Annotated in this window: 20 protein-coding genes and 1 riboswitch; of the genes, 10 read left to right on the top strand and 10 right to left on the bottom strand. The window is 56.5% G+C overall.

Going from position 1 to position 23703, the window contains the following annotated elements; translation table 11 throughout:
• Positions 1 to 179 precede the first annotated feature (179 nt).
• The 3 genes from M0G74_RS01615 to M0G74_RS01605 form a co-directional block, all read right to left on the bottom strand.
• Complete coding sequence (locus M0G74_RS01615) at positions 180 to 2432, bottom strand: TonB-dependent receptor (protein WP_248213642.1); 2253 nt, start codon at positions 2430 to 2432, stop codon at positions 180 to 182.
• Between the two features lie 185 nt (positions 2433 to 2617).
• Positions 2618 to 3847, bottom strand: coding sequence for a helix-turn-helix domain-containing protein (locus tag M0G74_RS01610; RefSeq protein ID WP_248213641.1), 1230 nt, complete (start codon positions 3845 to 3847; stop codon positions 2618 to 2620).
• Positions 3848 to 4070: 223 nt separating this feature from the next.
• Complete coding sequence (locus M0G74_RS01605) at positions 4071 to 4853, bottom strand: OmpW family outer membrane protein (protein ID WP_160152766.1); 783 nt, start codon at positions 4851 to 4853, stop codon at positions 4071 to 4073.
• 270 nt (positions 4854 to 5123) lie between these two features.
• On the opposite strand from M0G74_RS01605, the gene M0G74_RS01600 reads away from it, so the two are divergent.
• From M0G74_RS01600 to M0G74_RS01590, 3 genes are all read left to right on the top strand, one after another.
• Positions 5124 to 7505, top strand: coding sequence for a TonB-dependent receptor (locus M0G74_RS01600; protein ID WP_248213640.1), 2382 nt, complete (start codon positions 5124 to 5126; stop codon positions 7503 to 7505).
• Positions 7506 to 7614: 109 nt separating this feature from the next.
• A complete protein-coding gene (locus M0G74_RS01595; RefSeq protein WP_248215282.1) occupies positions 7615 to 8292 on the top strand; it encodes a response regulator transcription factor in 678 nt (225 codons plus the stop codon).
• On the top strand, positions 8292 to 9521 hold the full coding sequence (locus M0G74_RS01590; protein ID WP_248213639.1) for a HAMP domain-containing sensor histidine kinase: 1230 nt from the start codon (positions 8292 to 8294) through the stop codon (positions 9519 to 9521). The genes M0G74_RS01595 and M0G74_RS01590 overlap by 1 nt, the downstream gene beginning before the upstream one ends.
• 87 nt (positions 9522 to 9608) lie before the next feature.
• Here the strand turns inward: M0G74_RS01590 and M0G74_RS01585 are convergent, their stop codons facing one another.
• From M0G74_RS01585 to M0G74_RS01555, 7 genes are all read right to left on the bottom strand, one after another.
• The gene (locus M0G74_RS01585) at positions 9609 to 10481 is read right to left on the bottom strand and encodes a choline/ethanolamine kinase family protein (protein ID WP_248213638.1); all 873 of its coding nucleotides are present in this window, start codon (positions 10479 to 10481) and stop codon (positions 9609 to 9611) included.
• Positions 10478 to 11116, bottom strand: a complete 639-nt coding sequence (gene pnuC, locus M0G74_RS01580) for a nicotinamide riboside transporter PnuC (RefSeq protein WP_248213637.1) — start codon at positions 11114 to 11116, stop codon at positions 10478 to 10480. The genes M0G74_RS01585 and pnuC overlap by 4 nt, the downstream gene beginning before the upstream one ends.
• A 3-nt stretch (positions 11117 to 11119) precedes the next feature.
• A complete protein-coding gene (locus tag M0G74_RS01575) occupies positions 11120 to 11380 on the bottom strand; it encodes a YkoF family thiamine/hydroxymethylpyrimidine-binding protein (protein ID WP_248213636.1) in 261 nt (86 codons plus the stop codon).
• A gap of 14 nt (positions 11381 to 11394) precedes the next feature.
• Positions 11395 to 13548 carry a TonB-dependent receptor gene (locus tag M0G74_RS01570; RefSeq protein ID WP_248213635.1) on the bottom strand — a complete coding sequence of 718 codons (2154 nt, stop codon included), beginning with the start codon at positions 13546 to 13548 and terminating at the stop codon, positions 11395 to 11397.
• Between the two features lie 51 nt (positions 13549 to 13599).
• A riboswitch (TPP riboswitch) is annotated at positions 13600 to 13715 on the bottom strand.
• 117 nt (positions 13716 to 13832) lie between these two features.
• A complete protein-coding gene (locus M0G74_RS01565) occupies positions 13833 to 14426 on the bottom strand; it encodes a hypothetical protein (RefSeq protein ID WP_248213634.1) in 594 nt (197 codons plus the stop codon).
• Positions 14423 to 15757, bottom strand: a complete 1335-nt coding sequence (locus M0G74_RS01560) for a peptidylprolyl isomerase (RefSeq protein ID WP_248213633.1) — start codon at positions 15755 to 15757, stop codon at positions 14423 to 14425. Before M0G74_RS01560 ends, M0G74_RS01565 begins: the two co-directional genes overlap by 4 nt.
• A 104-nt stretch (positions 15758 to 15861) precedes the next feature.
• The gene (locus tag M0G74_RS01555; protein WP_248213632.1) at positions 15862 to 16881 is read right to left on the bottom strand and encodes a phospholipase; all 1020 of its coding nucleotides are present in this window, start codon (positions 16879 to 16881) and stop codon (positions 15862 to 15864) included.
• A gap of 322 nt (positions 16882 to 17203) precedes the next feature.
• Between M0G74_RS01555 and M0G74_RS01550 the strand changes: the two genes are divergently transcribed.
• The 7 genes from M0G74_RS01550 (at position 17204) to M0G74_RS01520 (ending at position 23653) form a co-directional block, all read left to right on the top strand.
• Positions 17204 to 17608: a hypothetical protein gene (locus tag M0G74_RS01550; protein WP_248213631.1), complete on the top strand. Its 405-nt coding sequence runs from the start codon at positions 17204 to 17206 to the stop codon at positions 17606 to 17608.
• 27 nt (positions 17609 to 17635) lie between these two features.
• Positions 17636 to 18571 carry an aldo/keto reductase gene (locus tag M0G74_RS01545; protein ID WP_248213630.1) on the top strand — a complete coding sequence of 312 codons (936 nt, stop codon included), beginning with the start codon at positions 17636 to 17638 and terminating at the stop codon, positions 18569 to 18571.
• Positions 18572 to 18588: 17 nt separating this feature from the next.
• Positions 18589 to 19308 carry a DUF6064 family protein gene (locus M0G74_RS01540; protein ID WP_248213629.1) on the top strand — a complete coding sequence of 240 codons (720 nt, stop codon included), beginning with the start codon at positions 18589 to 18591 and terminating at the stop codon, positions 19306 to 19308.
• A gap of 129 nt (positions 19309 to 19437) precedes the next feature.
• Positions 19438 to 20436: an LLM class flavin-dependent oxidoreductase gene (locus M0G74_RS01535; RefSeq protein ID WP_248213628.1), complete on the top strand. Its 999-nt coding sequence runs from the start codon at positions 19438 to 19440 to the stop codon at positions 20434 to 20436.
• A gap of 29 nt (positions 20437 to 20465) precedes the next feature.
• The gene (locus M0G74_RS01530; protein ID WP_248215280.1) at positions 20466 to 20954 is read left to right on the top strand and encodes a GNAT family N-acetyltransferase; all 489 of its coding nucleotides are present in this window, start codon (positions 20466 to 20468) and stop codon (positions 20952 to 20954) included.
• A gap of 172 nt (positions 20955 to 21126) precedes the next feature.
• Positions 21127 to 22110 (top strand): hypothetical protein, encoded by a 984-nt coding sequence (locus tag M0G74_RS01525; protein WP_248213627.1) that lies wholly within the window; start codon positions 21127 to 21129, stop codon positions 22108 to 22110.
• Between the two features lie 154 nt (positions 22111 to 22264).
• Positions 22265 to 23653 carry a glutamine synthetase family protein gene (locus M0G74_RS01520; protein WP_248213626.1) on the top strand — a complete coding sequence of 463 codons (1389 nt, stop codon included), beginning with the start codon at positions 22265 to 22267 and terminating at the stop codon, positions 23651 to 23653.
• The last annotated feature ends 50 nt before the right edge of the window (positions 23654 to 23703 follow it).

The following is a 23703-nucleotide window of genomic DNA, read 5'->3' as shown; positions in this document are numbered from 1 at the left end:
GGCGTTGCTAAGGCCGTATGAGTTCAATAGTGATTCAGTAAATTTATCAGAACTTTCTGTGAAGGTGCCGCTGCCGGGTCTCGCAAAGCTATACCCGGTAGCGGTACCGCCTCGGGATTTATTCGGAGCGCGGTACAAGGGGCTTTGAAAAGCCTACACAAGTTCTCAATAAGGGGGAATCAGAACCGGTATTCCACCTCAATACCCGCAGTGCGCTCCAGCCCATAAAAATGGCGCAGGGTGCCGAGGAAGTCGCGGCGGGTTTCCACCATATATTCCTCATCCGTCAGATTTTGCACGAACAGAGCCGCGTTCCAGGTGTCCGCCTGGCTTTGCAGACCGATGCGCGCATTGACCAGTTGATAGTCCTCCACTTCACCAAAGTGAACCGTGTCACCGCTCGCCAGAGTGCGCTCGCTTTCATTTTCCGCGGTGTTGTAGAAGCTGTCGCGGTAGATGTAATCCAGGCGCAGCAGCAGGTCGGCACCGATGCTATTGATCGGCAAATAATACTGGCCGCCCAGATTGAACGAAGTCTCTGGCGCGCTGGGCAGCTTGTTGCCGGAAAGGTCGCTGCCGTTGGCGTCCGCGTTCGGATAGCTTGTGAATTCCGCGTTTAGCAGGCCCAGCGACGTGTTGATGGTGAGGTTGTCGCTGGCGAGCCAGGAAAGCTCCGCCTCGAGGCCGGTGGTTTCCACTTCCGCCGCGTTGCGAATGGAAATCGAGGTGGCGCCATCGCCCAGATCCACAAACTGGTTTACCTGGTAGTCCTGGTAGATCGCGCGGAACAGGGCCAGGTTGTAACTGAACTGACGGGCCAGAGCGGTGCCCTTCAGGCCCACTTCAAACGCATCCACGGTTTCCTTGTCGAAGTCGGTGCCCGCAGCCAGGTCACCTGAGGCAACAAAATCGAGGTTGTAGCCACCGCTTTTGAAGCCGCCGCTGTATTTCGCGTAGGTGTTCATATCCTCAGCCAGCGCATAGTTGATACTGAGCGTCGGCGACAGGTGGGAGTCGGTGCGATCGTCTAGCACCTCGCCGGTGGCGATGCGGAACAGCGGTGCGCTGCTGCCGTCGATAGCCCAGTCCACTTCCTTCTGCTCTTCGGAATAGCGCAGGCCGAAACCCAGCTTCCAGCTGTCACTCAGCTGGTAGGAACCATTCACGTAGGCTGCGATGCTGCTGGTATCCACGGTACCTGCCGTGTACACGGAGCTGTCCGGATTTACCAGGCCGGGAACCCCATATTGCTGCTCCAGCAGATTTTCGAACAGTTCCGAGGTCGTTACCTCACGGAAGCTGTTGCCTTCCTGTTGGTAGAAGTAGAGGCCGGCCACATAGTTGAAATCGTCCGCGCCGGGCGATACCAGTTGGAATTCCTGGGTCAGCTGTTCGTAGCTGTCCATGTATTCGATTTCCGCCAGAGGATAAGGGGAGTAATCGGTGTCGTTGTGGTAGGTCATTTCCGTGTCGCGGGACGCGGTGATGGAGCGCAGGGTGAAGTCGCTGGGTAGGTTCCATTCCATGGTCAGGGCGGTACCGCGGATTTCGCGCTCTTCGCGGGGGTCGACGTCCATGGCCACTTGGTGCCTTTCCGGTGCGGCAGTGTCGGGTGCACTACCGAAAGTATTGGTGACGGCTTCGCCGGTGGTGGACAGGCGGTCGCTCTCCATGCCGTCCAGTGCCAGGATTGCATTGAAACTGCCGCCGGCGTCATACATCAGCTGGGCGCGGTAGGCGCTGCCATCCTGTTCATTCAGCAGATTGCCGGTGGTCAGGTTCTTCACGTAGCCGTCGCGCTGCTGGCGGTTGACGGAGATCTTGCCGAACAGACTGTCGGACAGCGGAGCGTTGATAGTGGCGGACAGCTGGCGGGAGTTCATGCTGCCGTATTCGGCGCTGATGCTGCCGGAGAATTCGTTACTGGGCTTCTGCGAGATCAGGTTGATGGCACCGGCCACGGTGTTCTTGCCGAACAGGGTACCCTGTGGACCGCGCAGCACTTCGATGCGCTCCAGGTCTACCAGGTCCTGGTTGATGGCCGGAGACTGCCCCAGATAGACCCCATCCAGATAGACGCCCACGCGGGTATCGAATCCGATATTGCGGCTAGCGGAACCGACTCCGCGCATGGTCACCGCGGTGGTGAAGTCGGTGCCGGAGCTGATATTCAGGTTGGGCACGAACTGCGCCACTTCCTGTACCTGGCGCACGCCGGTCTGCTTGATCGCCTCGGCACCCACATTGGTGATGGCGATGGGTACCTCGGTGATGCGCTCGGCGCGTTTCTGCGCGGTGACGGTAACTTCTTCCAGCTCTGCAGCGAAGACGGTGGGCGCTGCCTGGGCTGCCACTGCGGCGGTGATGGCTGCGGCCAAGGCACGGGGCGCGGCAACTCGGGTATTGAAGTGAGCGGCGAGACGGCTTTGCATGTGGTTCTCCTGACGGGTTTCTTATTTTGGTGCCTGCGGCTCAGGGATAGGCCGGGGCTCGTCAGGGTTATAGCGGTCGTGCGCCAGCGTGGCGTCCGGCCTCGCAAACTTGGAGAAAATTCTTGCTGCGCCGTGCGGGTTGGAAAGTCCGAACTTGCGAATCCGGATTTATTTTTCCTTTTAAATCAATCGTTTATCGATTTGTCTTGGCGAGCCCGGTAGCGGCTCGGTGACTCCCCAAGGCGTTTCTTGAACTGGGAGAAAAAGGTCGAGTTAGAGTTGAACCCAGCCTGCAGGCCGATATCCGTGACCGACAGGTGTGCATTTGACGGTTCGGTCAAAAGGCGCGCGGCCTCGCTTACCCGGTACTGGTTGATGAAATCGTAGAACGACTGGCCGGCGAGGCCATTGATGGTTTCCGACAGGTGGTGTGCTGGTACATCCAGCCGTTTGGCCAGCTGGGCGATTTTCAGGCCCGGTTCCAGGTAGGGCTTCTGCTGCTCCATGCTGACCAGCAACTGCTGCCAGAGGGCCTCTGCGGCGCTCTCGCTGAGATTGCGCACGCTGGATTTTCTGATGGCTGGAGCTGTGTCTTCGGAAACACTTTGCTCTGCGTCATGCGTCGCCGGTACAACTCCCCGCTTTTCAGGCGTCTGCACCGTCAAGCGGATATGGCGCTGCTGCAGGCCAAACCATCCCAACAACACACTCAGCAACAGCGGCACTAGCGCCTGCAGCAGACCCGGCGTCAGCGCGCGGCTGGGTGGTGCCAGCCAGTTGACCAGCTCCAGCAGGATGGCCAGTGCCGCGGTGGCGAGAAAGACGTAGCTCAGTACCCGCAGCCAGCGCAGGTTTACCGAATCGATATTGGAATAACTCTCCATCACCCGGCGCTGGTAGGGGCGCAGCAGGCGCAACACCCAGACTGAGTAGACGATGGGGGAAATCATTGCCGCCGCGCGGTGGATAAAGCGCGCGCGGGTCACTTCATTGGTGGCACAGCCTGCATCGTTGATACACGGGGCATTGAGCAGATCGTCGCTGGCCACCGGCAACTGCCATAACCACAGCCCCGCCGAGACCAGCGCCGGCATCAGGTGCCACAGGTGGCGCGGGTGCCAGCGAAATTCGGGCTCGGTTAGCAGGCGGCAGTAAAAGTAGAGCAATGGACCGAATAGCAGCTGCAGAGCAAATACCGCGCGAAATGCATCCGGCAGCGCCTCCACCTCAAGGCGTGGGATATACGCCAGCGCCACCAGGTTGAATACTACCAGCAGGGTGCCCAGACAACGGTTGGCACGTCGATTGCCCCAGGGTGCCATAAACAGCAGCAGTGCAAGGGTGATACCGGTAGCGATGCCGAACAGAATCACGAGGGTGATCAGGTGGAGGGTGATCTCTTGGGTCAGAAGCATGGGCGCGGATGGGTCTGATTGCCTGGCTGAAGCGGAAGCTTAATCAAAAGTTGCCGGCAGGTCAGTGATTTCTGCGTACAACACTTCGGTTTCTTCGGGAGTTGCGCGGTGCTGAGTCTGCACTGTTTGGCCGGTACGTCAGCCATCTTCAATCCGCCGGCATTTCCCATCCCCCAAAAAAAGGGCGCCGAAGCGCCCAATATAATCTGCCGAATTCAGAGTGTCAGAAGGAGAATTTGTACCCTACTGACAGGTTGAACATCCATGGATCATAGCTGTAGTCGCCGGAATAGGACTCGAAAATGGGATCTACATCCGGGGGCGGCGGTACATCATCAAAAATCTGTAGCCTCATATCCGTGTCGGATTGCGCGTAAATCGCGGCCACATTTACCAGCCAGGCACTACCGCGTCCGAAATTGAAATCCATTCCCGCTTGCCAGGTATAGCCCCAAGAATGTCCCATATCGAAATTGCCGCGAAGATCAAATTCAGCCAGATCGTCTCGCAGTACACGCCTAAGGCGGCGTTCACTGAAGTCGGTATAGCTAATTCCACCGCCTATATAGGGCTGAACCATACAGGTTTCATCCAGGGGATAGAATTTCAGGCTTGCGGTACTGATATCGGCACTAAAAATGGCTACATCACGAAATTCGACATCTTCGAAATCCGGCGAAAAAAATCTGTCAGCGTGACTGCTGGTATGGTTGTCGCCGTTCATATAGCCAAGCTCGATACCCCAGTGCTCTACAGGTTGCCACTCGAAGTTGATAGACCAGCCCCACTCGGAACCTGGATCAACCGTAGAGCGAAACGCATCGAAAAATTGGAAGGAATCGTCGACAAAGCTAACTTCGTCTTCCCCGGGGGAAATGTAGTATCCGCCAACACGGACAATAAAGTCCTGTGGCTCGGTCAAGCCGAGGGGGTTGGCCGAGACTGTACTACTAAACGCCAATGCCAGCGGTGCCAGGATGGGTGAAAATTTTAATATCCGTTTCATTCAAGGTAACTCCATATATACCCGTTGAATAAAAAGTGTAATACACCCATTTTTGACTTAAGTGAAAAACAACTGACTTTACGTGCCAAATAGCAAGGTACCGGTATTACCTTTGCGTTAAACCGGCGGCAGACAACCGGGCTTTGATGGTGCTTTCACATCTCAGCGACATTTTAGTCACATCTGCGTTGCTAACCTCCCAGCGTTTCACCAAATAAAAACGGTAGACTGTTGTCGGGACGAAAAAGGTATAACAAAGGGAATAGCAATATGAGCAGGCAGTTGAGACAGGTATCGTGGTTTACTCTTTCGGCGCTGTTGATGGGAACTCCGCTTATAACCCACGCAGCAGAGGCGCCCGGTGCACTGACCTTCATCGTCAAGGACCAGTATACCGACCGTCCGCTCTCATCCGTGCAGATCACGCTCGAGGAACGGGAAACCAATACCACGCGATCGGTAAAGACGGATGCACAAGGTCGCATCGTCATTGACCAGCTCGACCCCGGCCTCTACTCGGTGAGCGTCGCCAAGGGCGGGTTCAATTCCCTGTATGAACCAAGCATCCGTGTGGTTACGCGCAAAAACGTCAAGGTTGAACTCGAACTTGGCGCGCAGGCACTTGAGGAAGTGGAGGTTCGGGCACAGCAGGCGGAAGCATTAGCGGTTAGCAGCACCTACCTTGATCGAGAGGCATTGCGCAGTGCTGTTGGCGGCGGCGCAGACCCGCTCCTGTCGCTGGACGGTTTACCGGGCCTGGCATCCGCCAGTGAGTTCGCGAGCTTCAGCGTACGCGGCCGTGGCCCCCGGGATAATCTGATATTCGTAGATGACTTCCCCTTTGATAAAGCTGTGCACTTTGATGCGACGCTGGGTGAGGAGGAAGATGTCGGTGGTGGTGGCCGCTTCTCGATTTTCGCACCGAATGTGATCAGTGGTGCCGAGTTTTCACCGGGTGGGTGGAGTGCGGCTTATGGCGGTCGGGCGGCATCACTACTCAAGCTTGAAGTTGCCGACGGCAATCCCAGTCCTTCCGCCAGTTTCCGCTACGACCTTGCGGGCTATGAAGTTGGTTATGACGGTCCTACCGGTATCACTGAAGACTCTACCTTGCTCGTTTCTGCCCGAAGACTGGATTTCGGCGCTTTGTTTGAAACGATCGAAGAGCTCGATATCGGTGAGCCGGTCTTGCGAGACGTCATCGTGAAGTCGGTCATACCCCTCAACCAGAATAACACCTTCGAAATTCTGTTGATGGATACGCACGAGGACTATACCCGCGGTGTAACCCATGTGTTTGCGTCGCCCAATTTCGAAGATGCGTCACTGCAGGATTCCGAACAAGATAGTGATCTGTACGGTATGACGTTGCGCTCTCTGGTCGGTGAAGACGCTGTCTGGACCAACAAGGTGTACTACCGCACCAGCGACAAGGTCAGTTCAGAGGGTGAATCCTTTCCTGATCTCGTACCTGAGGAGTCCCCTGCGGCCAGCTTTCCGGTGCGGCAAGACATAATTACCATCGGTGAGGCAGAAACAGAGATCGGCTGGCGCAGCGACTTCGAGACTGTAAACCAGTGGGGCGTATTCAGTGCCGGTACTCGAGTCACGCAGATTGAACTGGACTATAACACCGTCCTCGATGGCGATTGGGTCCGATATACCTACGACGACGATGATTTCAGGCCAGACCCCGATCAGCGCTTTGTTGTGTTGACGCCCGAGAGCATCAATTCCTCGCTAGTCCGGAAAGAAACCAACTACGCCGGTTACGTAGAGCAATTGTTTCAACATGGCGATTGGGATATCCGCACCGGCATGCGGTTTGAACGCGATGGCTTTTCCGAACAGAGCTTTGCGTCGCCCAGATTCAGCGTCAATTGGCGGCCGAGTACAAAGGTTCGATATTTTGCGACGGCCGGACGGTTCCACCAGTCACCACGGTTTTTGGATCTTGCCGCGAACGAATCGAATGCTCTCGAGAGTGAAGAAATCACCCATACCAGTATCGGTTATGAATACTTCCCGAATAGCAACTGGTCGGTGTTGACGGAAGCCTATTATCAAAACCTCGACAACCTGGTGGTAGACCTTGACCGGGCAAGCGGGACCTCTGCGAACATTGGTGACGGCACATCCTACGGCGTCGATATCGTGGCCAACGCTATGGTCCGCGAGGGCATTTACGCTACCGCAACCTATTCGTACAACGATGCGGTAGTCGACCGGAAAGACGGTAGCGGTGACGTTGCCGCTGACTTCAGCCGCGAGCATGTTGCTACCCTCGGCCTGACCTGGGAAATCAGCAGCCGCTGGAAGGTCGCTGGGCGCTACAAATACCTTTCCGGTACGCCAGATGATCTGTTTATTATTCACTCAGACGTCTTGGGAGTAGGGCAGCCTCTACGCTACTCGAAGGAGATCACTGAGCGGAATCTCGGCCGCACCAGTGGTTCCGGTTCGTTGAACGTTCGGGTTGACTACCGGCGTGCATTCGGTCCAATCGATGTAACCGCCTTTCTCGATGTCATCAACGTAACGGCCGCGTCGTCGAGCGACGAGTCTGAGTTTGACTACCGCCGGGGTGTTGTAGTACAGGATGATAGCGAAGCCGAGCCACTTATTGGCCTGCGGTTGGACTATGCCTGGTAGATAATGCTTGGCAGATAGTGCCTGGTAAATCAGGCGTGGTAATCAGGCCTGGTAAATCGTGTTTGGTAATGGGGAACAGTAGATGGTACATGCGCTTGGTGCGGCGCCGATTAGAGTGTTGATCGTCGAAGATAGCCGCGGCATTTGCGAGAATATTGCCGCGTATCTTGAAAGGTATAACTATGTTATGGATTTTGCCTATGACGGTATCAGCGCTATGCACCTGGCGTTGACGAATACGTTCGATGTTATTGTTCTCGACCTGAAGCTTCCTGGGATGGATGGCCTAAGTTTCTGTCAAAAGCTAAGAGCGGATGCCCAATTAGACACGCCCGTGTTTATGCTGACTGCGAGAGATACGCTGGACGATAAGCTCAAGGGATTCGAAGCGGGGGCAGATGACTATCTGATCAAGCCGTTCGCATTACAAGAGCTGCATGCGCGACTGCAGGCGCTGTTCAAACGTAGTCGCGGTAAAACCGCTAATCTGTTAAAGGTAGGGGACCTGACTCTGAATCGGTCTACGCTGCAAGTGCATCGCGCGGGGTTACACATCGATCTCACACCTGCTGGTATGCGGCTACTGCAGAGATTGATGGAAGTGGCGCCGTCTGTTGTGGTTCGCGATGATCTCGAATCCTTGCTGTGGGCGGACGAGCGCCCCGATGGTGATGCGCTTCGCTCGCACATGTACAAGCTGCGGCAGGCGATCGATCGACCGTTTGATGGCCCGCTCATTCATACGGTGCATCGTATCGGCTATCGCATTGCAGAGGATGCCCAGTAATGTACAAGTACAGTTTGCGCAAGCGTGTCGCTATTGCCTTTGCGATGTGTGTGGCGGTACTCAGCGTGGCCTGGGGACTCGCGTTCTTCTCGGCGATCCGGTTGAGCGAAGACCGCGTATTGGTGCGTCAGCTAGAGCGCGCCGCTGAAAGCTATCCCTCTCTGTCGTTGAACCTTCGCGGATACGATGAGGTCGCAAGCTTGCCGGAATCACTCCGGGAATGGGCGCAGACAAACCCCGGTGAAGGGGTGTACGAATTCGACACTGAAGAATTGCATGTCGCGGTAGTAGCTGCGGACAATGAACAGCGACGCGCATTTGTGGTTTTCGACGTTGCTGGGATTGAGGCTGCGTCTTCAGAGGATTGGTGGTGGCTACTCGTGATCACCGGAGTTGTGGGTACGCTCGGTGTTCTTGGTTTCGGGCTGGGAGTTGTTGTGATGCGTAGAGCTGTCGCCCCTGTTGTGCAACTCGCTCACATGGTTGCGGACATCGATCCGGAAAAACTATCGGCCGAAGATCATAAACGCATAGAGTCCAGCCGGTTCGATGATGATGAGGTTGGTGTGCTCGCCAGGACCATTGAGAAGACGCTTGAGCGGATCAGCGAATTTGTTGAGAGGGAGCGATACTTTACCGGTTCAGCCAGCCATGAGTTGCGCACACCGGTCACCGTGATACTGGGTGCGCTTGAGCTGTTGGAAGAAAGTGATCTGTCAGCGACCGATAGGAAGGCGGTAGATCGAGTGCGGTGTGCGGCGCTCGAAATGAAAGCCACGATTGAAATGTTCTTGTGCCTCGCTCGCGAAACCGACGATGGCTTGTATGACGAGCAGTTTTTAGTGATGCCGCTGGTAAGCCAGGCGATTGATCAGCAGCGCCACCTGTTGAACGGCAAGTTCGTCGATGTTGAAATCGATGATTTATCAAAGCCCATCGCCTGCGGACATTCCCAGGCTTTTTCTATCGCGGTCAATAATCTGGTGCGAAATGCATTTCAGCACACGCTTGACGGACAGGGGCCGATCACGATTCACATCAGAGAGCGCGCGCTGTTCGTCACCAATCAGGTCGGTAGTGAAGCTAGTGAGCGGCACACAACGACCGAGGCGTCGTCTCAAGGATATGGTCTGGGTCTGGGTATCGTTCAACGGCTGTGTGAACGCAATGGCTGGTCGTTTTCATTGGACGCGGATGAGGCTCGTGTAGCCGCCCGCCTTTCGTGGTGACGGCGGCAGATCGTATTTCTGTAACTCGATCCGTAGTCAATAGCCAATATTCAATAGCATGCCAGGTTGGATGGCTAAATTGGACGGCTAAGAAAAACTCGCCAACAGTTCAGTGATTTCTGTGTCCAGCGCAGATTGCTCGATCTGCGGTGAGGCGCTTCCGGGGGAATGGGAGAATTGGACCACATACCAGAGCACGGAAAGGTAGCGGTAAGTTCGCTTCCAGTGGTCCAGTCTGGTCAGGTCGGCTTCACACGCTGGCCGCAGCAAGTACTCGCTGAGCAGTGCCCGCTGCTGTTGCCGGTCCAGATCGTATCCGGTGGTTACTGTCGCAAGGTCAAAGAAGGGGTCGCCGCAAGCGGTGTATTCCCAGTCAATGGCCCGGAGCTGACCGGACCTATCCTGTAGCAGGTTGTCGGGTAGCAGGTCGTTATGACAAAGCCGGTAGTTTTCGGGACGTGCGCTGCTTTGTTTAAGCTGCAGTTCCATCAATTGGTAGAGCTGAGCCAGCGCCGGGAAGAAATCCGTATTTCTGTCAATGGACTGCCAGTAGCGGTCCGCCTTGTCGGCAATATCCAGTTGCACGGAAATCGGTGGCAACTGGTGAATTTGCCGTAGCAATTGCGCGAGCTGGGCAAAAGCCTGGGGCTGGTTGATATCCAGCGGCGCGCCATCGACAAATTGGGTCAGCAGGTAGCGGTGAGCCGGATCCACATACACCAGCGGTGCACATAGGTCTTTCGGACTAGCCTGCTGCAGTGCCTCTGCCTCGGCGGCGCGATTGAGATCCAGCGCAAGGGAGTTGGGGGCGTTAATGCGTAGTACCAGCTTTTTATCGCCCGCATCAATCAGGAAACTGCGGTTGGTGAGCCCGCCTTCCAGCGGGCGAATCAGTTTGGGCGGTCTGTCGCTCCATCGTTGCCATTCGCTGGCAATGAGATGTTCGACGCTCTGGTTCATGCGGTAACCGTCTGTTCCTGGCTACCAGTTTGTTTTTGGTACAGCGCATACCACTGGAAAAACCCGATGATGACCAGTATCACATACAGAACAAATAGTAGTGCTGTGAGATACAGCTCGCGGTCGATATACAGATAAATCGCGGCACCGTCGATGACGATCCAGTAAAGCCAGTTTTCCAGTACCTTGCGGGTGACCATATAGGTGGTTACCACGGCACCCCAGGTAGTGAAGGAGTCCAGGTAGGGCAGGGCGGCGTTAGTGTAATTATCCAGTACGTAGCCAAATATCAGGGTGAGTAGACCCACGCCCGCAAATGCAGAGATATGCATGGCGGCGGACCAGCGGTGGATATGCAGCTTTTCACCCTCTTTATTGCGGTGTCGCCACTGCCACCAGCCGTACACGGCAATCACCAGATAAAAAATCTGTAGCGCCGATTCCATCAATAGGCTGACGTCCCAGAACAGGAACAGGTAGATGGCAGTACTGGCAAAGGCTGCGTACCAGCACAGGATATTTTCCCGCATTGCCAGCAGCAGATAGGTCAGTGCCAATACCACCGCTGCCACTTCCCACAGGGTCATGGCGGCGTACGCGGTGGCGATGGCTTCGCGGATTTCCGGGGAGAACATGGATCAGAGTCCAATGTTGGGGTTCAGGTCGCCGTCGATAAATTTGCACACGAAGATCGCGCGCCCGAACTGCTCCCAGGATTTGCGCATTTCCACTTTCAGGACGTCCATCACCACATCGTAGTCACCGAATACCTGGGTACTCATGGTGTTGGAGATTACCTGCAGCTGAGGCTGTTCGTTCAGACGCTGGATAAAATCCTTGATGGCCGGAATGTACTCGTCTTTCAGCGGGTACATGCTGATGTCTACGGAGAGTTGCATATCAATACTCCTACTTAAAAGGTATAGCTGCCGGAGATACCCGCAGTGCGCGGTTCGCCCAGCTGGTAGTAGGCTTCCGGCGCGTAGCCGTTGGCCGGATTGTTGCCGAACTGATTGCTGAAATAGAAACCGCGAGTGTAGATCACTTCGTCGGTGAGGTTTCTGCCCCACAGGGAAAGATCCCAGTTGTCGCCGCGGTAGGTGAGGCGCGCATTGACCAGTTCGTAGGCGGTGGATTTTTCGTTGTGGCTGTTGGACAAGTAGAAGTCGTCCTTGCCTTCCAGTTCCACGCGCGCCGTCAGGTTGCTGGTCAGCGCGTACTCGGCACCGGTGAAGTACTGGTAGTTGGGGGCGTGGGCCAGGTCGCGGCCGCTGAGGTCCACCGGCGAAGTCTCGCCGGTGTTGTCATCGCGGCCGTCGACGTGGGTGCTGCTGATAAAGTCTTCGAATTCCGCACTCAGCCAGCCGAAGGTGGCAAAGAGTTGCAGGGTATCGCTGGCCTGGAAGTTGATTTCCGCTTCGATACCGGTGCTGTGACCACCGGCAGCATTGGCCAGATAGTCATCGAAGGAAAAGTCTTCCGGGTTGAAGATGGACTGCTTGGCCTGAACGTCGCTGCGGTCTTGGTAAAAGGCGGCGACCTGGGCCTGCAGGCGGCTTTCCAGCCAATTACCTTTTACCCCGAACTCGTAGTTCAGCATGTTTTCGGTATCGAACAGGAAGGTCTCGCTGCCGATGGCCGGGTTGTTTTCCGAGGCCGAAATAATGCGACCGTTGACACCGCCCGCCTTGTAACCGCGGGACAGGGTGCCGTAAAGCATGGTGTTGTCGGTGGCGCTGAACTGCAGGGTGATATTGCCGCCCCACAGGTCTTCGCTGGTATCGCTGGTGACCGCAAGCGAGTCACTGTATTCCGCGCGGCGCTGCTCCAGGCGCAGGCCGGTAATCAGTTCGAAGCGCGCATTTAGGGCGGTATTCAGCTGCCCGTAAATGGCTGCATTGTCGGTATCGAACTGGCTGGCGAAGCTGGCGTTGCGTTCCAGTGCTTCTTCCTCGGTGCGCAGGTATGCACCGGCCACCCAGCTAGTGCTGCCGCCGAACAGTCGACTTTCGTCGGTGGAGACCAGGCGCACATCGGCGCTCAGGTTGTCGCGGTCGCGCAGGTAGTTGTCGGTGGAGCTGTATTCCCAGGGGTGAAAGCCCACATGGGTCCAGTCTTCGTCATAGCCGTATTCGGTATCGGAGGTGGCAGCGCTCAGTACGGATTTGACGGTGAACAGTTCGTTGCCGGTCCAAAGTCCGCTCATTGCGCCGGCGAGGGCTTCCTGGCGATCCCAGCCCGGCTGGTCGGACAGGGTGTTGCGGGAGTTATCCAGGGTAAAGGCGTCGTAGCCGTTGTCCGCATCCAGGTAGAAGAGGGTGAAGTCCAGTTGCAGGTCGTCACTGGCCTGGTAGCGCAGCTTGCCGCGGGCCACGGTCTCGTCAATGTTGTTGGTGTCCTTGCGATCCAGGTAGCGGTTGTGCACATAGCCGTCGGACTGCTGATTCTGTATCGCGAAGCGGTAGCTTAATTGCTCTGACAGTGGGCCACTGGTGACCGCAGAAAGAGTGTGGGAACCGTAGCGGGCGGCTTCGGCGGATACTTTTGCAAAGGTTTCCGCAGTCGGTGCATTGCTGGTCATGCTCACCAGGCCCGCCAGCGCGTTGGCACCGTAAACGGTGCCCTGCGGGCCGCGCAGGATCTCAACTTGCTGCATATCCAGGGTGCTGGCGGCGAGGCCGAGGCCGGTAAAGTCGATGCCGTCGACAATCAGGCCCACGGACGGATTCACCGGATCGATAAACTGGCTGCGCTCGCCGATACCGCGGATCTGCACGAAGCGGCCACGAGAGGCTCCGCTGGAAAAATTCACGTTGGGCGCCAGATTCAGCAGTTGCTCAAGATTGGTCGCGCCGCGGGTTTCAATGGCGGCGGTATCCAAAACACTCACGCTGGTGGGGGTGTCAAACTGGCTGGCCGTACGCAGCTGGCTGGTAACCACCACTTCTTCGATGGCGGTTTCCGCAGCGGCAGGCACGCTGGCCAAGGCTGCGGCAGTGGCGATCGCCCGGGCGACAGGCTTGATGCCGGGTTTGGTTCTGGGCTTGATGCAGTTATTGGAATTCATGGCTCTCTCGAACAAATAAGTGAGAGACCCGGAGTGCGACGTGAAGAGGGGAGCTTGTGGACTACCTATTCCTACGCCGGTATTAGCCGGATCAGGTTCAAGGGTTTGCGGGCCAGACCGATATGATCTGGCGGCATCTCAGGCGGTTGCCACCCCTTAGGTTTTACGGGCGCGATGGTAGCAGATATGCCGAAGCGTCGGAACTGGTGAATGTGAACCCCAGCAGCCGCCAGGTCGAGGACGGGGCTTGCTGCTGTGGCTACTTATGGGGGCTACCTATGGGCTCACTGCTGGACCTGATTCTGCGGCTCTTCTCCTGCAGGTTGTGGATGCTGCTCTAGCAGCTGCGCCCGCTGCTTCTGCAGTCGTTCCAGCTTTCTCTTACCTTCAGCCAGCTGCTCCGGTGATACTCCGCCCTGCCGTCCCAGTGCGATCATGTCTTTTAGATCGGCGATTTTTTTGGCTGAAGCGGCGGCAAAAGAGGCGTACACCTGCTGCTGCTGACGCGCTTCGTACGCCTGATACAGCTTGTGGTCTGCCAGCTCTTGGGTGGTGGGAGCAACCCGATCGCTGGGCCTGGGGGCCAGAGGGGGCATGCGCGGGTCGCCTGCGGCCATAGTCTGGCGCAGCGAGGTAACCGCGCTGGGTTCTGTCTCCTGAGGTTCTTTGCTGGCGGTTTTCGGTTGTGCAGGTTGCTGGTCGGATGACTGCACGGGGGAGGATGAGGGACTCTGCTTGGCGATTGCGTCAGCTTTTTGCGATGACTGCCCGGAGCCAATGAAGGGGACACCATCAGCCGCTGTCGGCCAAAACCCAGACCAATAGCCACCGAGAAGAGCTGCGGAAATAAATGCGAAGGTGATTAACTGGCGCGTCATGATGCGTTCTTCCGGTTTATTTCTCTTTGTATTTCGATGTGGGCGGCTTCCCGAGATTCGTGCAGTAACTGTTGGAACGTCTGCTGTAGCTTTTGCTGCGCAATGGCGTTGGCAGCCCGGTAGCGTACTGACTCGCCGTCTGCTGGCTGAAAACCGGTTTCGCGCTGGTCTACAAAGAGTATTTCCCAGTAAAGCGCTTTGCCGTTCTGGGGGCTGCGAACGGGTCGGGAAACCAGATGGGGCGTTTGCACAAATGCCAGCGCCTTGCTCCAGTGATCCTCACGGCTGTTGCGGTCTATCCACCCCAGTGCGCCACCGGAGGCTTTATCTTCGGCCCGTGAGTAACCTGTTACGGCTTCCGCAAAGGGCAAGCCGTCCTGAATTTCTGCGTACACCTGGTCCGCTAGCTCCTGGCTGTCCAGGCGGATGTGATAGGCATGGACTTTTTCCACCCGGGTAAATTTGTCCCGGTGGCTCCAGTAGTAGTTTGAAATTTCCTCCGCGGTGACCTGTCTGGCGAGGGCCTGTAGTTTGGGGTTTTCGTCGTGGATATCCTGTAGTAATCCCATTTGGCGCAGGCCAGATTCTCGTACCAGTGCATCTTCCACACACTGCTTGATGATCGCGCGAGAGGGTTCACTCACACCGGATTGGCGGTCAAACCAGTCGAGTACAAATTCCGTGGTTAACTGCTGCCGGATTGCCTCGCGAATGAAGTCCTGATTCAGGTTGTGCATTTGTACCTTGAGCTGCATATTTTGGCGGCGGTACAAGTCCCACAGTGTCAGCTGCCGCTCCGCTTGTTGCGGATGAAAACGATACCGGGCCAGTACCAGTTTTTTTGCTTGTTGCTGCTGTTGTGGCGTCATCGAAGTGTACAGTTGCTGTTGCAGCCGCAGCGCTGGCGCCAGGTATTCGGTATCGATGGATAGCGGTGCGGTAAGGAAGTCCAGGACATCGCCAGTACCAGTATTGCGCATGTCGTTTTGCAGTGATTCGCTGAAAGCGCTGCGAATGAGGCGGAACAGCTGTTGCTCCAGCTGGGTATCTCGGTCGTAACCCACCAGAGAGGGAGCAGCCTCGGACGATTGCCCTGTGAACTTGTTCGCCAGGATCCGGTTTTCCAGCAGACCGTTTAACACGGATTCCCGATCCGCGGACGCGTTTCGCTGCCGCGCTACGGTAACGAACAGGTCCAGTGCCTCAAAAGTAATATCCTCGCCATCGATTCGTGCCGCCACATGATCTGGCAGTGCAGGAGTGAACAGGGTAGCGGTCAAAAGTATCACTGCGACTGCCGGAACCAGTAACCAGAGCTTGTTGTTTTTCATTGTTGATTTCCGTCTGCCGGTATCGCGAGATACCGGCATTCTTTCGTTACCGATTTACTTACCGATTTACTTATCGATGTACTTACCGATTTACCTATCGATAGTTACTGGCTTACCCGCTGGGCGGCGTGGTTCAGGATGTGAACCACCATGGCGATCGCGTTGGGGACAACGGTGCGCGCTACCTGGACCCGGTCATTGTGATCCGTGCTCGACAACACGATGCCGCCGCTGCTGTACGCCAGTGCGCCACCCTGGGTGAGCAGTGGTCGGATATCGTGGTTGTTGCTGTTGACCGGGACAAAGTTGCTCAGGGCCTGGGTAACCAGGGTGTCGTCGTTCAGGTTTTCACTGTCATAGTAGTCGGCGACCCAGCCTTCCCAGCCGCTGTGGTTCAGTGCGGACGTTGTCCAGACGTGGTGGGGCTGCAGCAGGTCGGTGGTGTGCATGACAAAACCAAGGCTTTGCGCGGTAGGCTGAGCGAGGAACTGGCTGTACCAGTACTGGCCGAGGTTGTCGATGGGCTGGAAGGGGATTTCCTCGAAATCGTCGTACATGGATTTTGCGGAATGACTTCCCTGGCGATAGTTTGCTTCGGTAATGCCGTAGCTGTTGTACTCCGAATCATCTGCCCAGAACCAGCCCGACATACCACCATTGCCGTCATCCAGGTAATCGCCCACCAGCCAGCTGGCGGCCAGGTTATCGATATCCCCCCACACGGTGAGCAAGTCGTAGTTGTAGCCACCCAGGTCGTTGCCATGCACGTCGGGCCCGCGGGTGTGATTCTGGAAGTGCCAGTAGCTGGTGTAGTTCACCAGGGAGGCGCCGGCATTGAATACCGGCGCGTATACACAGTCACCGGTAACCGCACCGCAGAGGTAGGTGTCCTGAAAGTCATCGACATCGTAGGCGCCCTGGCCCAGGACCTCGGCAAACTGGTCCACGGTGTAGCCGGCGGCGTTCACCCAGGCTTTCAGTTTCGCGTATTCCGTGGTGCCGGGGTTATTGCGCATATAGTTGACGGCGTCGATCGCAATACGCTTGTGGGTGATTTGCTGGAATGCCTGGGCTGGAGTGGCCAGCAGGGCGGCCAATAGACTGGTGATCAGTAATTTATACATAAAAACTCCGGTTGTTTGTGTGGTTGCTTGTCTGGTTGCTTATGTAGATGCTTGTCGTGCGCCAGTAATTTTCTGGTCTATACCAGTCTGGAGTTTTTAAATGACAGCTTTTCGTGCGGATTGACGACAGTTGCTTGTGGCTTTTGTTTCGTCGTAGAAATGTGGCGAACATCGCAATTCGATCGCCCGGTTTCATTCATCTGCGGCATTTTTGTAATGTTCGTCGCATGCATTGTCGGCGCACGCTGAATGTCGCGATGCTGTATAAGTCGATGTATAAGTCGGTGTATAAGCTGATGCATCAGCCTCTGGAGTAAGAATTTTGAAACCTGTGGTGCACTCCTGGATTCGGTTTCTCGCACATTTCCTGTTTATCCTCACGGCATGGACAGTGTTCATTAAATATCTATTTCCCATCGCCTATGCTCTGGGCGTGGGGGAGGCGTGGGATACCCATGTTTACTGGGATCTCTGGCCCATCGCGCATCTGTGGATGGGTTGGGCGCTGCTGGCGCAGCCGGTCTATACCCGCCGCCTGGCGGTGGTGATGTCGACGATCGAAATCGTGATCATCGTCAGTAAATTTGTCGTATTTTTCGGGGATCCGGAGTGGACCATCTGGCGCACTAACTGGTTTGTGAACAAGGTGTTCGTTTTGGCGTGTTTTATACTGGTATTGCTTAGTGCTTTGGTGAAACCGGAATGGTTCCGGGCTGTCAGGTCTTAACTGACAGATCAAAATCAGGAATAAGTCATGGATGATGTACAAGCCCGCCGAAAATTTTTGCAGTTGCTGAGCGTCGGCGCGGTTACTGCTTACTGTGCGAGGTTTTCTCCGACTCTGGCACAAACTTCCGCTCTTGCGCACAAGGCGATTCCGAGTAGTGGTGAGCAGCTGCCGGTGATCGGTATGGGCACCTGGCGCACGTTCAATGTGGGGGATGATCCCCAGCTGCTGAATGCGCGCACCGGGGTGGTTAAGGCCTTTTTCAGCCTGGGTGGCGGCCTGATCGACTCCTCCCCCATGTACGGTTCCGCGCCGGATACCCTGGGCTATGCCCTGAAGCAGCTGGGCAGGCCGAAATCGCTGTTCACCGCAGAAAAGGTCTGGAGTCCCGCCGGTGGCAGCGCCCGCGAGCAGATCGCGAACCTCGCAGCGCGCTGGGGGCTGCCCACATTTGATCTGGTGCAGGTGCACAACCTCGACGACTGGCGCGAGCACCTAGCGGTGCTGCGGGAGTTGAAGGCGGCGGGCACTATCCGCTATCTGGGGATCACCACCTCGCACGGTCGCCGCCACGAAGAATTTGAGCAGGTAATGACTGCGGAGCAGCTCGACTTTGCCCAGCTCACCTACAACATTACCCATCGATCTGCGGAAGCGCGGCTGCTGCCGCTGGCGCGCGAGAAAGGTATCGCGGTCATTGCCAACCGCCCCTACGACGGCGGCAACCTGATCAAGCGGCTAAAGCGCAGTGAGACAGTGCCGGAATGGGCGCAGCAGGAGTTGGGGTGTCGCACCTGGGCGGATTTCCTGCTGAAATTTATCGTTAGTCACCCGGCGCTCAACTGTGCCATTCCGGCAACCACCCGGGTGGCGCATATGCAGGAAAATATGCAGGCGGGTAGTGGGCGAATGCCGGATCCCGGTTCCCGTGCGCGTATGGCGCGATTTATCGAAGCGCTGTAAATACAGAAGGGGGTGGTATGGGCGATTGGGCAACCTATCAACTGCAGGATTTCATTCCCTTCGATGCGGATGTCTATTTCCGCCTGCTTGCGCGTATGGGGGAACATTTCTGGCCGCTGCAGCTGGCGACACTGGCACTGGGAATCGTCGCGCTCATACTTGCAGTGGCCGGGCGTGGTCGGGTGGCTTTGGCTCTCGTTGCGCCACTTTGGGCGTTTATAGGTGTTGCATTTTTTGCCCAGCGCTACGCAGCGCTCAACTGGGCGGGTGGTACTTTTTGCTGGGCCTGGCTGCTTCAGTGCCTGCTGCTGTTGCTGGCGGCCGTGACCGGCCGGGGAATTGCACCGAGCGCGCCTCTTTTTAGCGTGCCAGGGTCGAGTGCAACTGGGTCGATTGCAACTGGGTCTAGTGCGTCGGTGCAGGCCGGACTTCTCGTTTCAGGCTGTGGTTTGGTCGGATATCCGCTACTTGCGGTTGCTCTTGGCAGTGGCTGGTCGCAGGGGGAAGCCTTCGGTCTGCACCCGGATCCCACGGCGGTGGTGACGCTCGGTATATTGCTTATGGTCGCCAGAGGCCCCTGGCTGTGGGCTTTGACGCTGGTGCCGCTACTCTGGTTACTGGTTTCCGGGGTTACCCTGAAGGTGCTTGGCTCTCCATGGTATCCGGCGCTGTTTGCCATTATGGCGGTGGTATTCGCAGGACTGTTAAGCGGCCGGCATTCCCAGGTTGCCCGCTGAGCCTGCGTGTATATTGGACTTCATTGTGCTTTTTTCCCTCTTCCCCGTTGTATTCCGCCATAGGTAATTGTGCGCTGCTGCGCTAGGATTGGCTCAATTTCGTTGTCTGGAATTAGCCAAGGAGTCACTGTGCGCGCATTTTCACTACTGGACCTCTCTCCAATTACAGACACGGGCGATGCTCGGCAGGCGCTGATGAACTCCCGAGATCTTGCAAGGCACGCAGAGAGCCTGGGTTACAAGCGCTTCTGGATGGCTGAGCATCACAATATGACCGGGGTAGCCAGCGCCGCAACGGCGGTGGCGCTTGGCTATATTGCTGCCGGCACCGACAAAATTCGTGTGGCGGCCGGGGGCGTTATGTTGCCAAACCATGCACCACTGGTGATTGCCGAACAGTTCGGTACCCTCGCGGCCCTCTATCCTGACCGGGTTGACCTGGGTCTCGGCCGTGCGCCGGGCACCGACGGCGCCACTATGCAGGCGCTGCGGCGGGATCCCATGCACGCGGCGGATCACTTCTCGGAGGATGTGCAGGAGTTAATGCATTACTTCGCGCCGGAAAAGCCGGGCCAGCGGGTGCGTGCGGTGCCGGGTGTCGGGCTGGGTGTGCCTATCTGGTTGCTGGGTTCGAGTCTGTATTCCGCGCAGCTAGCGGCGGCCCTGGGGTTGCCGTTTGCGTTTGCCTCCCACTTCGCGCCGGCCATGCTGGATCAGGCGTTGCATCTGTACCGCACGAAATTTCAGCCCTCCGAGCATCTCGACAAACCCTATGCCGCAGCGGCGATCAATGTCTTCGCCGCAGATTCCGATCAAGAGGCGCGCAAGCTGATGACCTCCATTGAACAGCAGTTTGTGGCCCTGCGGCGAGGAACCCCCGGCCGCATCAAGCCGCCGGTGGATGACCCGGAATCCATTGCGTCACCGTTGGAACGGATGCAGGTGGCCCAGGCCTTGGCCGAAAGTGCGGTAGGCACGAGAGAAACCATTGCTCCCTGGATCGACCGTTTTCTCGAGCGCACCAAGGTGGATGAATTGATTGTTACCGGCGCCATTTATGATCACCTGGCGAGGCTGCACTCGTTTGCACTGGCGGCCGAGGTTCTGCAGTCACGCATCGATAGCTGATTATTGTTGAATGGAATTGAGGTTTGACAGTGACGATACGCGAGGCCAAGCCCGCAGACTTTGATGCAATCTGGCCAATTTTTTGTGCAGTGGCACGGGCCGGCGACACCTATGCCTACCCGCGGGATATTGCGCGGGAACAGGCGTTTGAACTGTGGATGAATAGCCCCAGGAAGACCCTGGTCTTTGAAGAGCAGGGAGAAGTTCTGGCCAGCTACTACCTCAAGACGAATCAGTCCGGGCCCGGCGCACACGTGTGTAACTGCGGCTATATGGTCGCGCCTGCAGCGCGTGGTCGCGGTATCGCCGCGGCCATGTGCGAGCACTCGCAGGATCTGGCGCGAGCGCTGGGTTACCGCGCCATGCAGTTCAACTTTGTGGCCTCTACCAATGAGGGCGCGGTGCGACTGTGGCTGAAGCTTGGGTTTGAAACGGTTGGGCGCCTGCCCAGGGCATTTGATCACCCCACTCAGGGCTATGTGGATGCTTTGGTGATGTACAAGTGGCTGGCAGATTAGTACGAAATTCCGCCCTTGTTTGCACGGCTACCGCTAGTAGCGTTTTGCGCGCGCGATGCATTCGCTGCCGCTCAGGAAAGAAACTGGTCTAAAGAAACCGGTCTAAAGAAGTGGGTCTAAAGAAGAAAGTCTGAGGGAATACAGACCGGTATAAAATAAGGATGTTTCGATAATGAAAATAGCAAGCCCGAGCGCTCAACGCTCAGCGCACACGCAAAAATCCGCTCGCTGCCTGGTATGCGACACGCCGTTAGGCCTGTCGGCCTCGTTAAATACTCCTCCAGAAGATTCCGCCGTTTGTCAGAATTTTGAGTGTCAGCGGTTTATCGAGCAGGGAAAATCGTTGCCGGAAAACGTATTCAAAGCGAGGCTGGTTTTTCAGCAAAGCCTGAATCGTGAGAAACAAGCCGAGCAAACCGAACGCGAACGCAATATTGAGGCGCGCATCCGGCAAGAAGAAGCGGAGAATCAGCGCCTGCTCCAATCGGCGTTAGCGGGGCGGTGTCCTTCGCTTGAGGGGGAAGCCTACATGATGGTTATCCCGGCAGGACGAACCCAAATTGCGCCCTTGAATGCAGCGCGGCTAGCGGCGTACCGGGCTCACCTGGAAAAAATCGTCGCCCAGGCGCAGAGCCCAGATGCGGGTCTGCTCGAGGCGCGGGACCAGAATCTTGTGCCGGCCCGGGAAATACAGTTGCGCGAGGCTCAGCAAAGGGAGGCGCCGGAGCTGGAAGCAATCGGCGATCATCTGTGTTCACTGTGCAAGGGAGCCTGTTGTTCTTCCGGCCAGGATCATGCCTACCTGTCACCGCTGAGTATACGCCGGGCGATGGACGCGAACCCGGATCTGGACGGGCAGGGGATAGTATCTCTGTATCTTGCCTGCCTGCCCGAGGAGAGCATCGAAAACGCCTGTATCAACCAGACGTCGACGGGATGCAGTCTGCCAAAGGCGCTGCGCTCGGATATTTGCAATGCCTATTTTTGCGATCCGATTCTGAAATACTATCGGGCAGCGAAAGACTCCCCCGAGATGAAACAGGTCTTTGCCATACAGCGGGAATATATTCACGCGGCAACCATGCATAAGGATGTCGACAATCCGGTGATGGCGAAAGCGTTCGTCAGCGTCGATGGTGTCGAGCTGGTTGAATAGTACTTTTTGCTGAACTTGTCTCCCTAGGAACTTCCCTCCCTAGATAGCACCCTTCACGGACACCTCTGAAAGTTCCTGCTTGCCGCCATCTGTTCAGATGGCTCCCGGTTCCATTACACTGGCTGCTTTATTTATCGATGTCTTCGGAGTCACTATGGATCAGCCTGATCCCCGTTCCTGGTTGGAAAAATTACCCGCAGCCTTCCACGCCTATCTCGATGGCCGCAGATTGGATGAGGTGGAATGTATTATTCCCGATCTGAATGGCATGTCCCGAGGTAAGGCGATGCCGCTGAACAAGTTCTCGCCGGAGACACCGATTTTTCTGCCTATCTCCATTTTCTACCAGACCATCACCGGTCAGGATGTGGAAATGGATATCGAGAACCAGTGGGCCGAGAGCGATATGGCGCTGGTGCCGGATATGTCTACGGCAATGGCGGTGCCCTGGGCCAAGCAGCCTGCACTGCAGATTATTCACGACCTGCAGGACCTTGACGGTAACCCCATTGCCTGTGCGCCCCGTAATGTGTTGAAGCGCGTGATGGCCATGTATGCGGACAAGGGCTGGAAGCCCATCGTGGCGCCGGAGCTGGAGTTCTACCTGACCAAACCGAATATCGACCCCAACGAGCCGATTGAGCCGCCGGTGGGGCGCAACGGCCGCTCCGGCACTTCACTGCAGTCCTATTCGATGACGGCCATCGACGAATATGGCCCGGTGATCGACACCATCTACGAATACGCAGAAGCCGCAGGCCTGCACATCGATTCCGTGATCCAGGAAGACGGCGCTGGTCAGGTAGAATTCAACCTGACCCACGGCGACCCGCTGTGGCTTGCAGACCAGGTGTTTTATTTCAAACGCATCATCAAGGAGGCGGCGCTCAAGAACAACATGTTCGCCACGTTTATGGCGAAACCCATGCGCGACCAGCCCGGCAGCGCCATGCATGTGCACCAGAGTGTGGTGGACATGCAAACCGGTAAGAATATTTTTTCTGACGAAAACGGGAGTGCCACGGACCTGTTCCGTTACTTTATCGGTGGCACGCAAAAACATTTGCGCGAAGTGATGCCGTTTATTGCACCGAATGTGAATTCCTACCGGCGTTTTGAATCCGAGGCGAATTCCAGTGCGCCAACGAATACCGGATGGGGTTACGATAATCGCGCTACCGGATTGCGCGTGCCCAACTCCGGCGCCCAGGACCGCCGCCTGGAAAACCGGGTCGTGGGTGTGGATGCCAATCCCTACCTTGCCATTGCCGCGAGCCTGGTGTGTGGCTATCTGGGGATGGTCAATGGTATTGGACCCAGCGCGCCGGCGGAATCGGAATTGGCGGAAGGGCAGGAAGCGAACTTTTTTATTCCCGCGACGTTTGATGAGGCACTGCGAATTTTTGACGACGCCGACGATGTGCGCCAGGCGCTGGGTGAGGATTTTTGTCAGTTATATGCGGCGGTCAAGTACGAGGAAATGCGCCTGTTTCACCGGGAAATCTCGCCCTGGGAGAGGCAGCATTTACTGTTGAACGTGTAATACAAGCTCGATTTCGCGCTATACAAATTCGCGCTATACAAAAAAGGCCC

This window comes from Microbulbifer sp. CAU 1566 (assembly GCF_023156515.1).
Lineage (GTDB): Bacteria > Pseudomonadota > Gammaproteobacteria > Pseudomonadales > Cellvibrionaceae > Microbulbifer.
The sequence above is the reverse complement of the archived record's forward strand: the minus strand, read 5'-3'. Positions and strand labels throughout refer to the sequence as shown.

Bases quoted from the DNA above. Each gene is read 5' to 3' on its own strand.
- M0G74_RS01615 (WP_248213642.1), bottom strand. From the start codon at position 2,432: ATGCAAAGCCGTCTCGCCGCTCACTTCAATACCCGAGTTGCCGCGCCC.
- M0G74_RS01610 (WP_248213641.1), bottom strand. From the start codon at position 3,847: ATGCTTCTGACCCAAGAGATCACCCTCCACCTGATCACCCTCGTGATT.
- M0G74_RS01605 (WP_160152766.1), bottom strand. From the start codon at position 4,853: ATGAAACGGATATTAAAATTTTCACCCATCCTGGCACCGCTGGCATTG.
- M0G74_RS01600 (WP_248213640.1), top strand. From the start codon at position 5,124: ATGAGCAGGCAGTTGAGACAGGTATCGTGGTTTACTCTTTCGGCGCTG.
- M0G74_RS01590 (WP_248213639.1), top strand. From the start codon at position 8,292: ATGTACAAGTACAGTTTGCGCAAGCGTGTCGCTATTGCCTTTGCGATG.
- M0G74_RS01585 (WP_248213638.1), bottom strand. From the start codon at position 10,481: ATGAACCAGAGCGTCGAACATCTCATTGCCAGCGAATGGCAACGATGG.
- pnuC (WP_248213637.1), bottom strand. From the start codon at position 11,116: ATGTTCTCCCCGGAAATCCGCGAAGCCATCGCCACCGCGTACGCCGCC.
- M0G74_RS01575 (WP_248213636.1), bottom strand. From the start codon at position 11,380: ATGCAACTCTCCGTAGACATCAGCATGTACCCGCTGAAAGACGAGTAC.
- M0G74_RS01570 (WP_248213635.1), bottom strand. From the start codon at position 13,548: ATGAATTCCAATAACTGCATCAAGCCCAGAACCAAACCCGGCATCAAG.
- M0G74_RS01565 (WP_248213634.1), bottom strand. From the start codon at position 14,426: ATGACGCGCCAGTTAATCACCTTCGCATTTATTTCCGCAGCTCTTCTC.
- M0G74_RS01560 (WP_248213633.1), bottom strand. From the start codon at position 15,757: ATGAAAAACAACAAGCTCTGGTTACTGGTTCCGGCAGTCGCAGTGATA.
- M0G74_RS01555 (WP_248213632.1), bottom strand. From the start codon at position 16,881: ATGTATAAATTACTGATCACCAGTCTATTGGCCGCCCTGCTGGCCACT.
- M0G74_RS01545 (WP_248213630.1), top strand. From the start codon at position 17,636: ATGGATGATGTACAAGCCCGCCGAAAATTTTTGCAGTTGCTGAGCGTC.
- M0G74_RS01540 (WP_248213629.1), top strand. From the start codon at position 18,589: ATGGGCGATTGGGCAACCTATCAACTGCAGGATTTCATTCCCTTCGAT.
- M0G74_RS01525 (WP_248213627.1), top strand. From the start codon at position 21,127: ATGAAAATAGCAAGCCCGAGCGCTCAACGCTCAGCGCACACGCAAAAA.
- M0G74_RS01520 (WP_248213626.1), top strand. From the start codon at position 22,265: ATGGATCAGCCTGATCCCCGTTCCTGGTTGGAAAAATTACCCGCAGCC.